Here is an 18,865-nt window from a genome sequence, read left to right as displayed (position 1 = left end):
ATCAGGCCGATGGATAGCAGAACGAATCCGTCGAGCAGTCACCGCCGTCGAGCCGGATCTGGTGCGCGCGGTACCCGTCGGGGAAGCTGACCCAGTAGTCCTTTGCCAGCTCGAGGCCGCCGCCCGGGCCGGCATTCGCCATCACCTCGGCGCCGGGAATGCCCTGCGGATAGAACTGGTCGTCCCAGGTCGAGTACAGCGAATTGGTCCAGTAGACCCGCTTGCCGTCGCGGCTGATCTCGACCATCTGCGGACCGCCGGCAAATGCCTGTCCGTTGGGATGCGGCGTGCGGCTGACAATGCCGCCGATGCGGACCGATCCGGCGAGCTTTGGCTTGCGCGGATCGCTGACATCGTATTGGCGCATCTCGCCGGTGGCCCAGCAGGAGACGTAAAGGAATTTGTCGTCCATCGACAGGTCGATGTCGGTCACCAGCGGCGGCACGGCGCCGAAACCCTGCAGCAGCGGCGGCAACTGCTCCTTCGGCGCGGGCTCGGGCGGGATCGTTGCCGTCTTCTCGATGTGAAACTTGCCGCCCTCGCGCCACCAGGTCCAGATCGAGCCTTCGAGGTTCGTGGTATCGACCACGACGCCGACGAAGCCGTATTCGCGAACCGGATCGTGCGCGGGACGCACCTCCAGCGCCATCTGATGGTTGGCGCCGAGATCGATGGTCTGGACATTGCGGCGCGCCCGCAGATCCCAGAAGTGGATGCGATGGCCGTATTTGTTCGAGAGCAGGTCCTCCGGCACGATCCCGTTCTCGAACTGCGGCGGCAGCGCCCATTCGCTGCTCACCATGTAGTCGCGCGGCAGGTTCCACCAGAAGTCGTAGTGCTTGGTCTGGGGACCACGATCGATCTCCCAGCGTCCGAGCACCTCGAAGGTCTCGCAGTCCATGATGAAGACGCCGGGCGGCCCATCGGTGCCGTCCTTGCCGCCGCCGCCGAGCGTCGAGACGTAGATGCCGTCCGGGCCGCAGTGGATGGTATGCGGCCGCGAATAGCCGGTCTTCCTGAACACCTCCTCGGGCTCGATGATCTTGTGGATCTTCGCCTGCGTCGGATCCGGCTTGGTGTCGATGATGTAGATCCGCGACGACCGCATGCCGGGGACGATGAGATAGCGGCGCTCGATGAAGGCATGTCCGGCAAGCGGGGACAACGCCGAGGAACACGCGTTCCAGCCGAAATGGTGAAACTCGTCGCCCTTGTTGGGCATCGTCACGGTGTGGACGATCTTGCTGTAGGTCGGCGAGCCCGGCTTGACGTCGATCACGGCGAGCGCGTCGGGCTTGGAAAAGTCCGGGCTGAGCAGCACGGTGTAGGCGAAGTTCTCTGCCGGAGCTTCCATCGCAAGCTTCGGCGAGGCGTGAAACGTGGGATCTGGCCTCATCGTCATCGTGCTGCCTCCTGTTGGCTGGTGTGGACCAACGGCACGGCGGCATGCGGCAGGAACTATTCCGGATCGTCGCGTGGCTCTTGCGAGCGCCGCCGGCCAGGTTCGCGTGGCGGCACGATACACCTCAATGATGACGGGTGGAAACAAGGTTCGGTTACGGAGGCGGCGCGGCAAAGACGCGCGGCGCCGTGCCTGTGATCCAACAGCTTCTTCAAGAGGTTGAGCAAGCGCCGCTTTACTGTCCCCTAACGGACCGATCTCTCACCGTCACCCTGAGGAGGTCGCGAAGCGACCGTCTCGAAGGGTCGACGGCTCCGCTGGTGGCCGTGCATCCTTCGAGGCTCGCTTCGCGAGCACCTCAGGATGACGGGTCGTCTATCGTAACCTACTTCGCCACGATCTCCGGCACCTTGCCTGCGGGCGGCGTGTTGCGGCTGCGCTGGGTGCGGACGATGCCGTCGATGATGGTCATGCCGATGCCCGGGAGATCGCCGAGCTGAACGCTCTCCAGGATGTTCTTGCCCGGCGAATGCTGCGCCTTGTCCATCAGCACGAAATCGGCGGAGCGGCCGACCTCGATCAGGCCGCAATCGAGCTCGCGCATCCGCGCGGTGTTGCCGGTCGCAAGGCAGAACGCGAGCTCGGCGGGCAGCTCACCGAGCGAGGACAACAGCGAGATCATGCGCAGGATGCCGAGCGGCTGCACGCCGGAGCCGGCCGGCGCGTCGGTGCCGAGGATGACGCGATGCAAATCGCCCATCTCGCGCGCGGTGCGCAACGTGAACAGCGCCGAACGCTCGTTGCCGTTGTGCACCAGCTCGAGCCCGCGCTTGCAGCCCTCGCAGATGCAGCGGATCTGGTCGTCGGGCAGCGCGGTGTGGCCGCCATTGATGTGGCCGACCACGTCGGTGTCGGCTTCCAGCACCACGTCCTTGTCGATCAGGCCGGAGCCCGGGATCGAGGGGCCGCCGGTGTGGATCGTGCTTTGAATGCCGTATTTGCGCGCCCAGCCGACCATCTTGCGCGCGGTCGGGCCGTCCTTGACGCCGCCGAGCCCGACCTCCCCGAGCAGCTTGACGCCGGCCGCGGCCATTTCCTTGAAATCGTCCTCCACCATCTCGCATTCGATCACGGGCGCGCCGGCATGCACCTTCACGCCGCCCGGCCGCAGCGTCCAGAACGCGCGCTGCGCGAAGATCGCCATCGCCTTCAACCCGACCACGTCGCGCGGCCGGCCGGGCATATGCACCTCGCCGGCGGAGATCATGGTGGTGACGCCGCCGTGCAGATAGCTGTCGATCCAGCTGGTCTGGTTCTGCCGCGGCGTCCAGTCGCCGGCGACGGGATGGACATGGCTGTCGATCAGGCCGGGCGCGACCGTCGTGCCCATGGCATCGACGATGGTGGTGGCGCCTTCGGTGTCGACGTCCTTGAAGCGGCCGATCGCGGTGATCTTGCCGTTCTCGGCTGCGATGGTATCGGCATCCAGGATCGGCCTCTCCAGCGCTCCCGACAGCAATAGCCCGATATTGCGGATCACCAGCTTGCTGGGGCCGGTGGCCTGGGGCGCGTCGTGAGCCATGGGTGTTTTCCTTTTTCTTTCCAAAATTGCCCGGAATTTGAGCCCGGCTTGACTTTCGGATCAAGCCGGATTATTCGTTTGTATACGAATGATCGTATACAAACGATCCGGCCGGTCAACGGGGTTCAAGTCCCTTTCCGCCGCAGCACAAATCAGGGGTTGGTGCGATGAGCAATTTCAACCAGGAAAGCGTCCTCAGCGTTCATCACTGGACCGACACGCTGTTCTCCTTCAAGACCACGCGCAATCCGTCGTTCCGCTTCCGCAACGGCGAGTTCACCATGATCGGGCTCAAGGTCGGCGAGAAGCCGCTGCTGCGGGCCTATAGCGTCGCTAGCGCGAACTACGAGGACACGCTCGAGTTCTTCTCGATCAAGGTTCCGGACGGCCCGCTGACCTCGCGTCTCCAGCACCTGAAGGAAGGCGACGAGATTATCGTCAGCCGCAAGGCCACCGGCACGCTGGTGATCGACAACCTCGAGGACGGCCGCAACCTCTATCTGATCGGCACCGGCACCGGCCTCGCGCCGTTCCTCAGCGTGATCAAGGATCCCGAGACCTATGACCGCTTCGAGAAGGTGGTGCTGCTGCACGGCTGCCGCCGCGTCAAGGAGCTCGCCTATGGCGAGATGATCACCGAGAAGCTGCCGCAGGACGAACTGATCGGCGATCTGGTGCGCGATCAGCTGATCTATTACCCGACCGTGACGCGCGATCCGTTCCGCAATCGCGGCCGCATCACCGACCTCATCACATCGGGCAAGCTGTTCGCCGACAGCGGCCTGCCGGCGCTCGATGCGGCGCATGACCGTGTCATGATCTGCGGCTCGCCGGCGCTGGTCGCCGATACCCGCACGCTGCTGGGCGGTCGTGGCTTCGTCGAAGGCAATCATGGCGAACCGGCTCAGTTCGTGGTGGAGAAGGCGTTCGCCGAACGCTGATCTTCGCAGTGATCTCTAGCCCGTCATTGCGAGGAATATTGGGGCAAGATTGCAAAGCAATTTTGCGCTGAAGCGATGAAGCAATCCATCTTCCGGTACAGCCGGGAGCAATGGATTGCTTCGCGTCGCTTGCAATGACGTGGATCGAGCCGAGGCTAGGGCCTGACCGCGGGCGTCTCGACCGGCATGCCGCGCGCCCTTGACATCAGATAGAGCTCGAGCTCGACCAGCTCGGGCGAGCCATAGTCATAAGGTTGTGCACGGATGCCGGTGATGCAGGCGCGCAGCCGCCGCTGCAACGATCCGAGCGATTGCCATTCCAACCGGTACAGCGGATAGCCGGTCGGCTGTCCCTGCGTGATCGCGCTTCCCGCGAGCTTCTTGTCCCAATTGTCGTCGTGGCAGTTGGTGCAGCCGAGATTGAGCTGGCCCTGCCGCTGCATGAACAGCGCGTGACCCTTCTCGACGAATGGCGCCAGCTCCGGATCGTCGCCGGCGGTGATCGGCATTTCCCGTGATTGCTCTGCGACGTAGGCGGATAGCGCCAGCAGCTCGCGGCTCTCATAGGCGAACGGCGAGGCCTGCTGGTGATTAGCACGGCAGAGGTTGATCCGCGCTTCGAGGTCGACCGGCTTTCCCAGCGCCTTCTCGAAGGCCGGATAATGCGCCGCGACGCCCTTCATGCTGACCCGCGCGTCATTGTGGCAGTCGGCGCAGGCCTTGTCCGCGGTGCCGGCCCTGCGCTTCCACAGCGCCTCGCCGTCGAGCACAAAGAGCATGCCGGGATTGGCGGTGTCCTCGTCCTGCATCGCCTTGGTGTCCGGGCTCATGAAGCTGTAGCCGGAGCGGCGCTCGGATAGCGGAATCTCCGCGGCGAGCGCCGCGCCCGCCATCGCCGTCAGCAGCGCGATGCAGACCGCAATCTTCATTCGACCGTGATCGAAGCCTGCGCGGTCTCCGAAAACCCCTTGTCGCCGATCCACTCGAACTCGAACTTGCCGCTCTCGGTCACCGTGGTGAAGAAGGTGATGAACGGATTGGCCGCGATCGCCGGATAAAGATCGGCGCGGAACACTTCCGTGCCGTTGAAACGGCACGTGAAGCTCGTGATGATGTCGCGCGGCACCACGTCGCCCGACGCGGTGTGGCGATAGCCGGTCTCCATGATGTGCGACATCAGCGTCTTGATCTCGATGACGCTGCCGCGCTTGGCCTTGGCCGGCACGTTGATCAGGGCTGATGGCATCAGATCGCTTCCTCGGTGCAGGCGGCGAGCGTCACCACGACATCAGCGGTCGTCGACCAGAACGTGTCGTCGGACAGCCGTGCGATGGCCGTGACCTTCTGGCTGTCGGCGAGGCGGATGCGGGTCGATACCTGGGCGCGTCCGGCGCGCGGCCCGAGATAGAAGTTGCCGATGTTCGGCTGCGGATTCTTCTCGTTGAAAACGTGGATGCTCTTCACATACGCGTCCGCCGTCATCGGGCTGGTGACGCTGACCGTCATCGGCACCGTGTTGCCATTCTCGACCAGCGGCGGGATGTCGAGCTTGACCTTGCCGGTGTGCAAATTGGCTTCACCGACGACATTGCGGATCGCGGCCGACAGCATTGCTGGCGTTGCGTCGGCAGGGCGCACGATCACCAACACTGCGGCGCCTCCGGCGAGGCCCAGAACCGTGCGGCGTGTGGTGTGGTTTGAATTAGCCATCGACAATTGGTCCTAGTTCTTCAGCGTCACCAGATAGGCCACGATATCCTCGATCTGTTCCGCCGACAGGATCGGCTTGCCGCGCCATGAGGCGCCGACACGCGCGAGCCCGTCGATGCGATAGTAGGACGGCATGATCGTCGCCGCATTGAGGTGCGACGCATCGACCAGCCGGAGCCGCAACTGTCCTTCCGACCAGCGGCTGCCGCTGCCGGTGAGGTTCGGCGCGAGGTCGCCCTGGAACGCCTGCTCCGGAAATGGGCCGCTGTGGCAAAGGATGCAAGTCGAGGAACGCTCGACGATCAGCGCCCGGCCGCGCGTTGCGTCACCCTTGGTTCCGGTCAGCGAGGCTGGAATAGCATCGCCGACCACGGTGTAGGGCGGCAGTTTCTCGGCGTCGGCGGGCGCGCAGACTGCGAGCAGCCCCGCAGCGAGAAGCATTGTGAGAGCGAGCCTAGCCAAAGGCGTCTCTCGTAATCGTCCTGAACCAGTCGATCGCCTGGTCGGCCTCGCGCTGACGCACCTCGCTCGGCGCGTCGACCGGGCTCGTCGTCACATCGGCCTCGGCGTACTGATCCTCCTTCGGCTGATAGATGCCCTTGAGCGAGAAGGCATAGCCTGGCGCCACCGTGTTGTAGCAGGCGCCATCGAGCCGCGGCGTCTCCGGCGCCTTGCCTGCAAGCGAATTGACGATCGCGGCCGCACAGGCGCGGCCTTGCGCCGCCGCCGCCGAGGCCGATTTCGGAATGCCGCCGGCGATCGCGGCATCACCGATGACGTGGATATCGGGCACAAGCTTCGAGGCAAAGCAGACCGGATCGATCGGGCACCAGCCCGTGTGGTCGGCGGCGCCGGCGATCTCCGCGATACGGCCGGCTCGCTGCGGCGGGATCACATTGGCGACCGCGGCGGTGTAGTTGCCGAAGTCGGTGACGATCTCGTTGGTCGCCGGATCGACCGAGGTCACCCGTCCGCCCTGCGACAGCGCGATCCTTTCGATCATCCCGGGATAGAGTTCCGCCCAGGCTTTCTCGAACAGCTTCTGCTGCGAGTAATTGTCCTTGGCGTCGAGCACCAGGATCTTGGAGCGCGGCTTGTTCGCCCTGAGGTAATGCGCGATCAGGCTGGCGCGCTCGTAGGGCGCGGGCGGGCAGCGCAACGGCGCGGCCGGCACCGCGATCACGACCAGGCCGCCATCGTCCATGGCTTCAAGCTGCTTGCGCAGCAGCATGGTCTGCACGCCGGCCTTCCAGGCATGCGGCATCTTCTCGGCGGCCGCCTCGTCATAGCCGGAAAGGGCGTCAAAGCGCATGTCGATGCCGGGGGCGAGCACAAGCCGGTCATAGGGGAGCGCCGTGCCATCGGAGAGCGTGATGCTGCGCGCCTGCGCATCGACCTTGGTGGCCGCCTGTGCGGCGACCGTGATGCCGTCGGCCGCAACCTTGTCGTAGGTGAATTGCTGCGCAGAGAGTTCACGCAGGCCTGCGATCACCTCGTTGCTGAACGGGCAGGCGGTGAAAATCTTGTTCGGCTCGATCAGCGTGACCTGAAGCTTGGCATCGAGCCGCCGCAGCGCCCGTGCGCAGGCCGCGCCGCCGAAGCCGCCGCCGATCACCGCGATCCGTGGCGCGCCTTGCGCCAGCGCCGGACGCGCCAGTGCCGCCGCTGCGACGACAGCGGCGCCACGGATTACATCCCTGCGCGTCGGACGACGCGTGACGGCCATGCACGAAAATCCGAATAAGGAAGCGGCGGCGGGGTCGCCGCTTCTGGTTGATCAGGCGAAGGAGATGTTCTGGTTGCGCAGCGGGAAGCTGCGGATGCGCTTTCCCGTCGCGGCGAAATAGGCGTTGAGCACCGCCGGCGCCGCAACGCCGATGGTCGGCTCGCCGACGCCGCCCCAGAACCCGCCGCTCGGCACCATCACCGACTCCACATTCGGCATTTCGTTGATGCGCATCGAGTTGTAGGTGTCGAAATTGGTCTGCTCGATGCGGCCGTCCTTCACGGTGCAGCCGCCGTAGAACAATGCGCTGAGGCCGTAGACGAAGGAGCCCGCGATCTGCCGCTCCACCTGCGCCGGATTGACGACATAGCCGGGATCGGTGGAGGCGACGATGCGATGTACCTTGATCTTGCTGCCGTCGGTCACCGAGATCTCGGCGGCGCCGGCAACATAGCTGCCATAGCCCATCACCTGCGCGATGCCGCGATAGACGCCCTGCGGCGCCGGTGTGCCCCAGCCGATCTTCTCGGCCACGGCGTTGAGCACCGCGAGATGCTTGGGGTGCTTGCCCATCAGCTTGCGGCGGAATTCGAGCGGGTCCTGGCCGGCAGCCTGGGCCAGCTCGTCCATGAAGCATTCCAGGTAGATCGCGTTGTGATTGACGTTGACGCCGCGCCAAAAGCCCGGCGGAACGTGCGGATTGCGCATCGCATGCTCGACCAGCAGGTTCGGCACCGAGTAGCCGATCGCGGCCTCGCCGGATTGCGCGACGCCCTGGAACGCGGCGGGGTCCATGCCGTTCTGCAGCGCTTCCGGGCGCACCGAGAACAGGATCGACTGACCCGACAGCCGGTAGTGCAGCGCGACCAGATTGTTGTCGGCATCGAACGCTCCGGTCAGCTTGCACTGCGTGATCGGGTGATACTTGCCGTGCTGCATATCCTCCTCGCGCGACCACAACAGCTTGATCGGCGTGCCGGGCATCTGCTTGGCGATCGCCACCGCCTGCCGGACATAGTCGGTCATGCCGCGCCGGCCGAAGCCGCCGCCGAGCATCAGCTTGTGCACGTCGACTTTCTCCGCCGGCAGGCCGGAGGCCTCGAGCGCTGCCGCGAACGCAGCCTCGCCATTCTGCGTGCCGCACCACACCTCGCATTTATCTGATGTGTAGAGCGCGGTGGCGTTCATCGGCTCCATCGTGGCGTGGTTCTGGTAGGGATAGCTGTAGACAGCCTCCACCTTCTTGGCCGCGCCGGCGATCGCTGCCTTGGCATCGCCGTTCTGGTTGCCGACATAGGCCGGCTGCGCATTGTCGAGACCTTCGGCAAGCCACTTTGCGATGGTCTCGCTGGAGACCTTGGCATTGTCGCCTTCGTCCCAGACGATCGGCAGCTTGTCGAGCGCAGACTTGGCGTGCCACCAGGTATCGGCGACGACGGCGACGGCGCTGTCGCCGACCTGGACCACCTTCTTGACGCCCTTCATGCCGGCGATCTTGGCTTCGTCGAAGCTCTTCACCTTGCCGCCGAACACCGGGCAGTCCTTGATCGCGGCGTTCAGCATGCCCGGCAGCTTGACGTCGATGCCGTAGGTCATCTTGCCGGTGGTCTTGTCGACGGTGTCAAGCCGCTTCAGGCCCTTGCCGGCGATGGTCCAGTCCTTCGGATCCTTCAGCTTGACGTCGGCCGGCGGCTCCAGCTTGGCGGCGGCTTCCGCGACCTTGCCGTAGGTCGTGGTCTTGCCCGAGGGCGTGTGCGTGATGACGCTGTTGGCGGCCTTGCATTCGGTGGCCGGCACCTTCCACTCATTGGCCGCGGCCTGGATCAGCATCACACGCGCAGTGGCGCCGCCCTTGCGGACATAGTCCTGCGAGCTGCGGATGCCGCGGCTGCCGCCGGTGGAGAAATCGCCCCAGGCGCGCTTGCGGGCGACGCTCTGGCCGGGCGTCGGATATTCGGTGGTGACCTTCGACCAATCGCATTCCAGCTCTTCGGCAACGAGTTGGGCGAGGCCGGTGAGCGTGCCCTGGCCCATCTCGGAGCGGGCGATGCGGATCACCACGGTGTCGTCGGGCCGGATCACGACCCAGGCGTTCACTTCCGGTGCGCCGTCGGCCGCTCGCACCACGGAAGGGCCACCGAACGGCAGATCGAGGCCGAGTGCGAGACCTGCGCCGGCGGTTGCGGTGCCGATCACGAAGGCGCGGCGATTGAGCCTTGAAGGGAGCTTTGGCATGACGTGCTGGTTCATTGCTGCCTCCTCACGCGTTCGCGGCAGCATGGATCGCCTCGCGCACCTGCTGGAAGGTGCCGCACCGGCAGATATTGGTGATGGCGTCGTTGATGTCGTCGTCGGTCGGCTTCGGGTTGTCCTTCAAGAGCGCCGCGACGGCCATGATCATGCCGCTCTGGCAATAGCCGCATTGCGGCACGTCGTTCGCAATCCAGGCGAGCTGCACCTTGTGCATCACGCCGCCCGCCGCAAGGCCCTCGATGGTGGTGATGTCCTTGCCGGCCACTTCGTTCACCGTCACGCCGCAGGAGCGCATCGCGACGCCGTCGATATGCACGGTGCAGGCGCCGCATTGTGCAATGCCACAGCCGTATTTGGTCCCCGTCAGTCCGACATTCTCGCGAATCGCCCACAGCAGTGGCGTGTCGTCCTCGACGTCCACATTGATTGTCTTGCCGTTGATTTTGAGGTTTGCCATCGCTTTCCCCTGAATGGTCCGATCCTCCGATCGGACTTCGGGGCGATGTTGGCCTTGAAACTGGAACGGTTCAAATCAAGAAAACGCGTTTGCAGCGCGGAAGAAAGTTGACGGCGCGGTGTTTGGTCGCGCCCCGCGCGCGCAACATGCCTGTCATGTCTTTTGCGGCGAAGCGACGGCCAGGCGCAGGAAGCTCATGACGCTGCCGAGCGCAGCAAATCCTGCACCCAGCGCCAGTGCGACGGTGGCGCCCTCGCGACCAGCGAGTGCGAAGCAGAGCGCGGCCAGCGCAGCGCCGGTGGTCTGTCCGGTCAACCGCGCGGTCGCAACGATGCTGCTGGCGCTGCCGCTGCGATGCGACGGCGCGCTCGACATGATCGCCTTCAGGTTGGGGGTCTGGAAGAAGCCGAAGCCGATGCCGCAGATCATCGTGCGCCAGACGATGTTGGCGACGCCGGGCTCGGCCGGCAGGGTCGCGAGCAGCACCATGCCAAGCCCGAGCAGCAGCATGCCGATGCCGCCGAGGATGCCGGCCGGATAGCGATCCGACAGCCGGCCGCCGATCGGCGCCATGAAGGCGACCACCAGCGGCCAGGGCGTCATGAAGAAGCCGGTCTCGACCTGCGAGCGGTGCAGTATGTCCTCGAAGTAGAACGGCAGCGACACGAAGGCGAGGCCCTGCACAGCAAACGAGCAGACGGCGGTCGCGGCCGACAGCGCGAAGATCGGACGGCGGAACAGATCGATCGGCAGCATCGGCGCCGGATGATCGGCATGCCGCCGGGTCAGGATCCAGCCGAACAGGAGGGCGCCGGCGAACTCCGAGATGACGAGCGCAGGCGCCGCCTTGTGGGCGGCGCTGCCGATGCTGATGATGAAGAGCCCGAGGCAGGCGCAGGCCAGCGCCGCACCGGCGAAGTCGAAGGCGTGGGTGGCGCGCGGCGTCTTCGGCAGCGTCTTCATGCCGATCAGCAACGCGACGATGCCGAAGGGAATGTTGACGGCGAACAGCCAGGGCCACGGGCCGAGCGCGAGGATGCCGGAGGCGATGGTCGGCCCGAGCGACATGGCGCTCGCGACCACGAGCGCATTGTGGCCGAAGCCGCGGCCGAGCATCCGGCTCGGATAAACGAAGCGCACCAGCGCGGTGTTGACGCTCATCAGGCCGCTGGCGCCGAGCCCCTGCAAGGTGCGCGCGACCAGGAGGCTCGGCAGCGACCACGCCAGCGCACAGCCGAGTGACGCCAATGTGAACAGCAGGAGGCCGCCGATGTAGATCCGCTGGTGGCCGACGATTTCGCCGAGCGCGCCGAGCGGCAGCAGCGTTGCGACGAGGGCGATCTGGTAGACGTTGACGACCCAGACCACTTCCGCAGGGCTGACATGCAGATCGTTGGCGATCGCGGGCAGCGCGATGTTGGCGATCGCGGTATCGAGCGAGGCCATCGCCAGCGCCGTGAAGATCGCGGCCACCGCCCAGCGCCGCCGCTCCCAGGGCAATCCATCAGTGATCGGCGCCGCAGTGGCGCCTGATGTCGGGGTCTTCTCGAGCATGCCTCAAAATGTCTCCGGGATCGCCATGTACTACGCCGCCATCCCGTTCCCCAGCCGCGCCATTGCATGATGCATATGCGAAGCGGCCTTGCCGGACGCGCGCCGGCAGGCTGCGGCCGAGAGTCGGTCGCACGGCGACGAGCGGAACGAAGAGCAACACTCGCGCAAATTGTGTCGCGAGAACGCCGAAATATGACTCGGCGGCCGCGCAACAGATTCAGTGTCGTCCCGGCGTAGGCCGGGACCCACAACCACGAATGGCTATTGTTGCGCGACGCTGGGGCCGCAGCCCTCTTCAACAACACAGCCCTGTGGTGATGGGTCCCTGCTTCCGCAGGGACGACACCGAGATTGTGGCGCGTGAGCGCGATCGATCGAGTTCGTGTTCCCCCGGTGTGTCACACAACCACACGCAAGCGACTTTCGGATAGCTTGCGTCACGGTCGCGATCGACTACGCTTGGCATACAAGCAGGCGCGACGTCAGATCGCGCCGCAACAGGGGACGCGCGCATTGCACGGACAGACCGACTGGCGCAGCGAAGCGATGCGAAGCGCCAGGGAAGGAACCCGGCGCCGCGCATTCACTGGCCTCTGGGTCGCGGCGCTGCTGGCGATTCTCAGCTTCCTGGTCATCTATCCCGTCTTGATGCTGCTGCTCGGGGCGCTCACCGACACCAACCCGGTGGTTGACGGCATCCGCCTCAGCTTGAGCCATCTGTCGATCGCCAATTTCCTCGCTGTGCTTGCCAATCCGAATGTCGGCGAGGCGCTGCTCAACACGCTGATCGCCTGCGGCGGCGGCACGGTCATCGCGGTTGCGATCGGGCTGTTCTTCTCCTGGATCGTGGTACGCACAAACACGCCGTTCAAGGGCTTCATCGCCGCGGCCAGTATCCTGCCGCTGTTCGCGCCACCGCTGGTGGCGGGCGTGGCCTGGGCCATCCTCGGCTCGCCGAAGACCGGGTTGATCAACACAATGTTCAAGTGGATGGGCTCCGACCTGCGCATCGATCTCTATTCGATGTGGGGCCTGGTGTTCGTGTTCGGCATTTACTACGCGCCCTATGTCTACATGTTCACCTCGTCGGCGCTGCGCAACATGGACCCGAGCCTGGAGGAGGCCGCGGAAATCTCCGGCGCCAGCGCGTTCGCCACGCTGTTCACGGTGACGTTTCCGCTGATCATGCCGGCGATCGTCTCGGGCATGCTGCTGTCGTTCATCGTGATGCTCGGCATCTACGGCATCCCGGCCGTGCTCGGCGCACCGACCAATCTGAGCGTGCTCACGACCTACATCTTCAAGCTCACCAACTGGTCGCCGCCGCTCTACAACACCGCGGCCGCCGTCGCGATCATCCTGATGATGGTCACCGGGCTCCTGGTCTATCTGCAGCAGAAATTGCTCAGCGGGCGCAGCTACACGACCGTTGCGGGCAAGGCGTTCCGGCCGCGCAGCCTCGATCTCGGGGCGTGGCGCTGGCTCACCTTCGCGCTCGGGATCGTCTATCTCATCATTGTGGTGGTGCTGCCATCGCTGGCGCTGATCGTCGCTGCCTTCCGCAAGTTCATGTTCATCCGCGATGCCGCCAGCCTGTTCGACATGCGGCAGTATTCGCTGACGCATTTCGAGAGCATCTTCGACAATCCGCTGACGATGAAATCGATCTACAACGCGATTGAGGTCGGCGTCATCACCGCTGTTGTTGGCGGCGCGCTCGCCTTCGCGATCGGCTACACCATCCATCGCACCCGCGTCGCCGGGCGCGGCGCCATCGACCTGATCTCGACGCTGCCGGTCGCAATCCCCGGGCTCGTGGTCGGCGTCGCCTATCTCTGGGCCTGGATCGGCGTGCCCGGCGGGCTCTACGGCACGATCTGGATTCTCGCGCTCGCCTTCATCGCGCGCTTCATGCCCGACACCGTGAAGGCGCTGTCGACCTCGTTCCTGCAGATCCACCGCGAGCTCGAGGAGGCCGCCTGGGTCTGCGGCCGGGGCATGCTGGGCACCATCAGGACGATCGTGCTGCCGCTGGCGCGGCCGGGCGTGCTGGCGTCGATGACGCTGCTGTTCGTGCTGGCGATCCGCGAGCTCGGCTCGTCGCTGTTCCTCTACACCAGCAACACTATGGTGATGTCGGTGTTGCTGCTCGACTATTACGAGGGCGGCAATATCGGCAAGACCGCGGCCTTCAGCCTGGTGCAGACCGTGCTGCTCGGCGTCCTGATCGGCGGCGCCAACTGGCTGTCGCGTGGGGCGGCGCAGGGCAACGTGGCGCGGACCGGATAACGATAAACGAGGAAGGATTTGGCGATGGATAGGCGAACCTTCACCACACTGGCCTTGGCGAGCGTCGCAACGCTCGCGTTGGCGCCGGCCGCACGGACACAGGAGTTCGGCTCGGCGGAATTGATTGCCGCCGCAAAGGCCGAGGGCAAGCTCGTCTTTTACACCGCGAATTTTGCCGAGATCGAGCAGCAGGTGATCAAGGCGTTCAACAAGCGCTTTCCCGAGATCACGGTCGAGATGGTCCGCGCGCCCGGCGGGCAACTCATCACCCGCGTGAAGACCGAAGCTGCGGCCGGTAAACTGATCGCCGACGTCGTCGACCACTCCGATCGCGCGCTGATGCAACCGCTGGAGGATCTGTTCCAGGACTATGCGCCGCCGAACGCGGCCGATTACAGCAAGGACGCACTGATTTCGCCGAAGCTGTGGCCGCGCGCCACCATCGCCTGGTCGATCGGCTACAACACCGAGCTGGTGAAGGATCCGCCGAAATCCTGGATGGACCTGACCAGGCCGCAATATGACAAGTTGATCGGCCAGGTGTTCGCGCAGTCCGGCGGCACCACTTGGACCCGGATCATGTTCGAGCGCCAGGTGCTCGGCGAGGACTACTGGGCGAGGCAGGCCGCGACCCATCCCGTGCTCTATCCCTCCGGGGCGCCGACGGCCGATGCCCTGGTGCGCGGCGAGATCGCGATCGCGCCGCTGCTCTACAACGTGATCTATCAAAAGAAGAAGGACGGCGCGCCGATCGAGATCTTCTTTCCGCCCGAGGGCGCGCCGGTCAATCCCTATGCGAGCGGCATTCCGAAGACGGCCGCCCATCCCAACGCGGCAAAGTTGTTCCTGAACTGGTGCCTGTCGAAGGAAGGACAGACCTTCATGATCAAGGAGCTCGGCAATCTCACCTCGCTGAAGGAGCCGCCGGCCTTTCCGGAGGGCTTCGATCCCAAGGTGGTCAAGCTCTGGTATCCGAAGTTCGACGATTACGTGAAGCTGCATGCGGCGTGGGTGGCGGAGTGGGACAAGACGTTCGGTTACCGACAATAGGCTGATGGTGCAGCAATGACGGCAACGCTCGAGGTCACCGATCTCAGGAAACAGTTTGCGGTCGGCCGCCCGGCGATCGACGGCGTCAGCTTTGGCGTGCCGGCCGGCGAGATCGTGGTGCTGCTCGGGCCGTCCGGCTGCGGCAAGACCACGACGCTGCGCTGCGTCGCCGGGCTCGAGCATCCGACCGATGGCGAGATCAGCATTTCCGGGCGGGTGGTCTCGTCACCGGCGCGCGGCATCCTGGTGCCGCCGCGCTTGCGCAATCTCGGCATGGTGTTCCAGTCCTATGCGGTATGGCCGCATATGACGGTGCGGCAGAACGTGATCTATCCGCTGAAGCACCGGACGATCGGGCGCAACGATGCCGCCCGCATGGTCGACGACGCACTGGCGCTGGTCGGATTGTCGGACTATGCCGACCGGCCGGTGGTGGCGCTGTCGGGCGGGCAGATGCAGCGCGTCGCGCTGGCGCGCAGCATGGTGTACCGGCCGCAACTCTTGCTGCTCGACGAGCCGCTGTCGAATCTCGATGCTAAATTGCGCCTGCGGCTGCGCGACGATCTTCGCGTCATCCTCAAGCAGACCGGGATGACCGCGCTCTATGTCACCCATGATCAGGCCGAGGCGGTCGTGCTCGGCGACCGGATCGGCGTGATGCGCGACGGCAAGCTGTTGCAGATGGACACGCCCGATGTGATCTACAACCGTCCTGCCGATCTGTTCGTCGCCAATTTCACCGGTGCGACCAACGAGCTTGCCGGCACGCTGGTCGCGTGCAACGGCGGTTATGGCGTGGTCGATTTCGGCGACGGCCGGCAGGGCGAGGTTGCGCTGTGCCAGGCGCTTAATCCCGACGAGAAGGTGCGCGTGGCGCTGCGGCCCGAGAACATCGCGATCGGCCGGTCCGATAGCGCCAACACGTTTGCGGCAAAGGTGCTCGACCGGCGCTACCAGGGCACGCAGACCGCCTACGGCCTCGAGCTGTTCGGCAAACGGCTGGAGGCGATCGAGCTCGGCACCGCCGCGCGCCATCAGGTCGGCGTCGAGGCGCAGGTCGCGCTGCCGCGCGAATTCCTGTGGGCTTACCGTGACAATGGGCCGGCGACCCAGGACTAGCGTGGCCGCAATGACGCGCCGCCTAGCCTTCTTCCACGAGCGCGCGGATGCTGCGGGCGAGGCCAAGGATGCGCGGGCCGCATTCGCGCTCGATCTGCTCGGCGCTGAAGCGGTAGGACGGGACGCCGCAATTGACCGACAGGCAATCGCCTGTCGGCGTGCGATAGAGCGGGGCGGCCACGCCGAAGATCTCGCGCCGCCATTCGCCGAGCGAGACGGCGAAGCCGCGCTCGCGGCACAATTCGACGTCGGGCAATGTGCGCTTCTGCACGTAGTCGAATTCGTCGGGACGTTCGGACTTGACGCGCGCGACATAGGCGCCGAGCTCTTCTTCGGTGAACAGCGAGAGCAGTGCGCGCCCGACCGCGGTCGGCGCCAGCGTGCTGACAAAGCCGACGTCGGGCACATGCGGCGCCGCGTCCGTCGTGCGCAGCGTCTCGACGTAGATGAAATCGATACCGAACGGCATTGCGATCGACACCGTGCCGCCGGCATAGGTCGCGAAATCGCGCATCAGCGGACGCGCGAGCTGACGTACCTTCAGCGCGGACAACACGGGATAGGCGGCGGCGAGCGCGCCGAGCCCGAGCACGAAGCGGCCCTTGGCGTCGCGCCTGAGATAGCCGAGCTGCTCCAGCGTGTAGGTCAGTCGCGAGACCGTCGGCCGCGACAGGCCGGTATGCAACGCAAGTTCGGCATTGGACAGCGAGCCCGGGTGGCGGCGGAACGCGGCCAGCACGTCCAACCCATGCGCCAGGGTGGTCGCAAAGGACGGATCCGCCTGAATTTCGGCAGGGGAAGATGCTGTCATACGGAATATTGGTCTCTGATCGATCAGTTTGTCAATATATCAAAACGAATTTGCAAATCGTGTCGATATCGGTTTATCTGCCGGGAACAAGGACAGAGAACCGCTGAAACGAGGCGCCCTTCCGATGACGATGACCGAGCAAGCCCGAGACGCAAAGCCCGCCGCGATCGACAAGGCGCGGCTGCGCCTGAAATATCAGGAGGAGCGCAACAAGCGGCTGCGTCCTGACGGCAATGACCAGTATCTCCAGATCAAGGGCCAGCTCGCGCATTATCTCGACGATCCCTACACGCCGGTGGTGGAGCGCGCGCCGAAGACCGACCACGTCACCTTCGCCTTCATCGGCGGCGGCTTTGCCGGGCTCGCCACTGCGGCGCGGCTGACCGAGACCGGGGTCAAGGATGTCCGCATCGTCGAGAAGGGCGGCGATTTCGGCGGCACCTGGTACTGGAACCGGTATCCCGGCGCGCAGTGCGACACGGCGTCGATGGTCTATATGCCGCTGCTCGAAGAGACCGGCCACATGCCGACGGAGAAATACGCACATGCGCCCGAGATTCTGGCGCACTGCCAGCGGATCGGCCGGCAGTTCAATCTCTACGACAACGCGCTGTTTCACACCGAGGTGACGAGCCTCGACTGGGACGCCGCGCAATCGCGCTGGATCGTCCGCACCACCAGAGGGGACGCCTTCACCGCGCAATATGTCGGCATCGGCACCGGCCCGCTGCATGTGCCGAAATTACCCGGCATTCCCGGCATCGAGCGCTTCAAGGGCCACTCGTTCCACACCAGCCGCTGGAATTACGACTACACCGGCGGCGATCCCCGGGGCGCGCTGATGGACAAGCTTGCCGACAAGCGCGTCGGCATCATCGGCACCGGCGCAACATCGGTGCAGTGCATTCCGCACCTCGCGCGCGCCTGCAAGGAGCTCTACGTGTTCCAGCGCACGCCGTCGTCGGTCGACGTGCGCGGCAACGGCCCGATCGATCCGGACTGGTTCGCCGATATCGCGACGCCGGGCTGGCAGCAGCGCTGGCTGGAGAATTTCACCGCCAACCAGGCCGGTGGATCGGCCGAGGAAGATCTGGTGCAGGACGGCTGGACCGATCTGTCGAAGCGAATCCGCGCCAAGGTCATGCTGCTGCCGCGCGAGCAGCGGACCGTGGAAAACATGCGGGCGGTGTTCGAGGACTCCGACTTCGAGAAGATGGAGGAGATCCGCAACCGGATCGACACCATCGTCGGCGATCCCGAGACGGCCAGGAACCTCAAGGCCTGGTACGGCCAACTCTGCAAGCGACCATGCTTCCACGACGCCTATCTTCAGGCGTTCAACACGCCGGGCACCCATCTGATCGATACCGACGGCAAGGGTGTCGAGGAGATCACTGAAAACGGGATTGTCGTCGCGGGCAAGGAATACAAGCTCGACTGCATCATCTATGCGTCGGGATTCGAAGTGGGGACCGAATATCGCAGGCGCGCGGGCTTCGATCTGACCGGCCGCGACGGCCTCAAGCTGTCGGAGCATTGGGCCAAGGGCATGCGCACCAAGCACGGCATTCACGTGCACGGCTTCCCCAACGTGTTCTTCGTGCAGCCGACGCAGGGCGCCAATCTCATTTCCAACGTGCCGCACAATCTGACGGAAGCGGCGCGGACCATCGCCTTGATGGTCGCTCATGCGCAGGACAACAACTTCAAGGAGATCGAAGTCAGCAAGGAAGCCGAGGATCGCTGGGTCGAGCTGCTGCTGACCGCGGTCGGCCGGATGATCGGCGGTCCCGATTGCACGCCCGGTTACTACAACAATGAGGGACACGAGCCCGGGCCTGCCGCCAAGCTCAATGTCGGCTATCCGGCGGGCGCGTTGGCCTACTTCAAATACATCGATGGCTGGCGCCGCAGCGGTCAGTTCGAAGGCGTGCAATTCCGCTGAGGGATGTGCGACCGGGACTGATCTTC

The 18,865-nt window shown here is 65.0% G+C and carries 16 protein-coding genes; 5 read left to right on the top strand and 11 right to left on the bottom strand.

Translation table 11 applies throughout. From position 1 onward, the window contains the following. Position 1 precedes the first annotated feature (1 nt). Together AC066Y_RS18255 and AC066Y_RS18250 are read right to left on the bottom strand one after the other, a co-directional pair. The gene (locus AC066Y_RS18255) at positions 2 to 1,402 is read right to left on the bottom strand and encodes a selenium-binding protein SBP56-related protein (RefSeq protein WP_478275085.1); all 1,401 of its coding nucleotides are present in this window, start codon (positions 1,400 to 1,402) and stop codon (positions 2 to 4) included. 385 nt (positions 1,403 to 1,787) lie between these two features. Next, positions 1,788 to 2,984 carry an amidohydrolase family protein gene (locus AC066Y_RS18250; RefSeq protein WP_478275084.1) on the bottom strand — a complete coding sequence of 399 codons (1,197 nt, stop codon included), beginning with the start codon at positions 2,982 to 2,984 and terminating at the stop codon, positions 1,788 to 1,790. 167 nt (positions 2,985 to 3,151) lie between these two features. On the opposite strand from AC066Y_RS18250, the gene AC066Y_RS18245 reads away from it, so the two are divergent. After that, on the top strand, positions 3,152 to 3,925 hold the full coding sequence (locus AC066Y_RS18245) for a ferredoxin--NADP reductase (protein ID WP_478275083.1): 774 nt from the start codon (positions 3,152 to 3,154) through the stop codon (positions 3,923 to 3,925). Positions 3,926 to 4,080: 155 nt separating this feature from the next. On the opposite strand, the gene soxA is transcribed toward AC066Y_RS18245, so the two are convergent. From soxA to AC066Y_RS18205, 8 genes are all read right to left on the bottom strand, one after another. Then, positions 4,081 to 4,854: a sulfur oxidation c-type cytochrome SoxA gene (soxA, locus tag AC066Y_RS18240; protein WP_478275082.1), complete on the bottom strand. Its 774-nt coding sequence runs from the start codon at positions 4,852 to 4,854 to the stop codon at positions 4,081 to 4,083. Beyond that, complete coding sequence (soxZ, locus tag AC066Y_RS18235; protein ID WP_375784337.1) at positions 4,851 to 5,171, bottom strand: thiosulfate oxidation carrier complex protein SoxZ; 321 nt, start codon at positions 5,169 to 5,171, stop codon at positions 4,851 to 4,853. The genes soxA and soxZ overlap by 4 nt, the downstream gene beginning before the upstream one ends. Then, a complete protein-coding gene (locus tag AC066Y_RS18230; RefSeq protein ID WP_478275081.1) occupies positions 5,171 to 5,635 on the bottom strand; it encodes a SoxY-related AACIE arm protein in 465 nt (154 codons plus the stop codon). The genes soxZ and AC066Y_RS18230 overlap by 1 nt, the downstream gene beginning before the upstream one ends. Positions 5,636 to 5,647: 12 nt before the next feature. Further along, positions 5,648 to 6,076, bottom strand: a complete 429-nt coding sequence (gene soxX, locus AC066Y_RS18225; RefSeq protein WP_478275080.1) for a sulfur oxidation c-type cytochrome SoxX — start codon at positions 6,074 to 6,076, stop codon at positions 5,648 to 5,650. A 13-nt stretch (positions 6,077 to 6,089) separates the two neighbouring features. Beyond that, positions 6,090 to 7,361 carry an FCSD flavin-binding domain-containing protein gene (locus AC066Y_RS18220; RefSeq protein WP_478275079.1) on the bottom strand — a complete coding sequence of 424 codons (1,272 nt, stop codon included), beginning with the start codon at positions 7,359 to 7,361 and terminating at the stop codon, positions 6,090 to 6,092. Positions 7,362 to 7,412: 51 nt separating this feature from the next. Further along, positions 7,413 to 9,611 carry a xanthine dehydrogenase family protein molybdopterin-binding subunit gene (locus AC066Y_RS18215; protein ID WP_478275078.1) on the bottom strand — a complete coding sequence of 733 codons (2,199 nt, stop codon included), beginning with the start codon at positions 9,609 to 9,611 and terminating at the stop codon, positions 7,413 to 7,415. Positions 9,612 to 9,621: 10 nt separating this feature from the next. After that, the gene (locus tag AC066Y_RS18210; RefSeq protein ID WP_478275077.1) at positions 9,622 to 10,071 is read right to left on the bottom strand and encodes a (2Fe-2S)-binding protein; all 450 of its coding nucleotides are present in this window, start codon (positions 10,069 to 10,071) and stop codon (positions 9,622 to 9,624) included. A gap of 153 nt (positions 10,072 to 10,224) precedes the next feature. Beyond that, entirely contained in the window at positions 10,225 to 11,625 is a 1,401-nt protein-coding gene (locus AC066Y_RS18205; protein WP_478275076.1) for an MFS transporter, read from the bottom strand. 513 nt (positions 11,626 to 12,138) lie between these two features. Here AC066Y_RS18205 and AC066Y_RS18200 point away from each other — a divergent pair. The 3 genes from AC066Y_RS18200 to AC066Y_RS18190 are packed head-to-tail and all read left to right on the top strand — an operon-like array spanning position 12,139 to position 16,083. Continuing rightward, entirely contained in the window at positions 12,139 to 13,914 is a 1,776-nt protein-coding gene (locus AC066Y_RS18200) for an ABC transporter permease (protein ID WP_478275075.1), read from the top strand. 24 nt (positions 13,915 to 13,938) lie between these two features. Then, positions 13,939 to 14,964: an ABC transporter substrate-binding protein gene (locus AC066Y_RS18195; RefSeq protein ID WP_478275074.1), complete on the top strand. Its 1,026-nt coding sequence runs from the start codon at positions 13,939 to 13,941 to the stop codon at positions 14,962 to 14,964. A 15-nt stretch (positions 14,965 to 14,979) separates the two neighbouring features. After that, positions 14,980 to 16,083, top strand: a complete 1,104-nt coding sequence (locus AC066Y_RS18190; RefSeq protein ID WP_478275073.1) for an ABC transporter ATP-binding protein — start codon at positions 14,980 to 14,982, stop codon at positions 16,081 to 16,083. A 22-nt stretch (positions 16,084 to 16,105) separates the two neighbouring features. Here the strand turns inward: AC066Y_RS18190 and AC066Y_RS18185 are convergent, their stop codons facing one another. Further along, positions 16,106 to 16,894, bottom strand: a complete 789-nt coding sequence (locus tag AC066Y_RS18185) for an IclR family transcriptional regulator (protein WP_478275072.1) — start codon at positions 16,892 to 16,894, stop codon at positions 16,106 to 16,108. 124 nt (positions 16,895 to 17,018) lie between these two features. On the opposite strand from AC066Y_RS18185, the gene AC066Y_RS18180 reads away from it, so the two are divergent. Then, positions 17,019 to 18,839: a flavin-containing monooxygenase gene (locus AC066Y_RS18180; RefSeq protein WP_478275071.1), complete on the top strand. Its 1,821-nt coding sequence runs from the start codon at positions 17,019 to 17,021 to the stop codon at positions 18,837 to 18,839. The last annotated feature ends 26 nt before the right edge of the window (positions 18,840 to 18,865 follow it).

It is taken from the genome of Bradyrhizobium sp. USDA3010, assembly GCF_056429065.1.
This window is presented reverse-complemented; position numbering and strand designations above follow the sequence as displayed.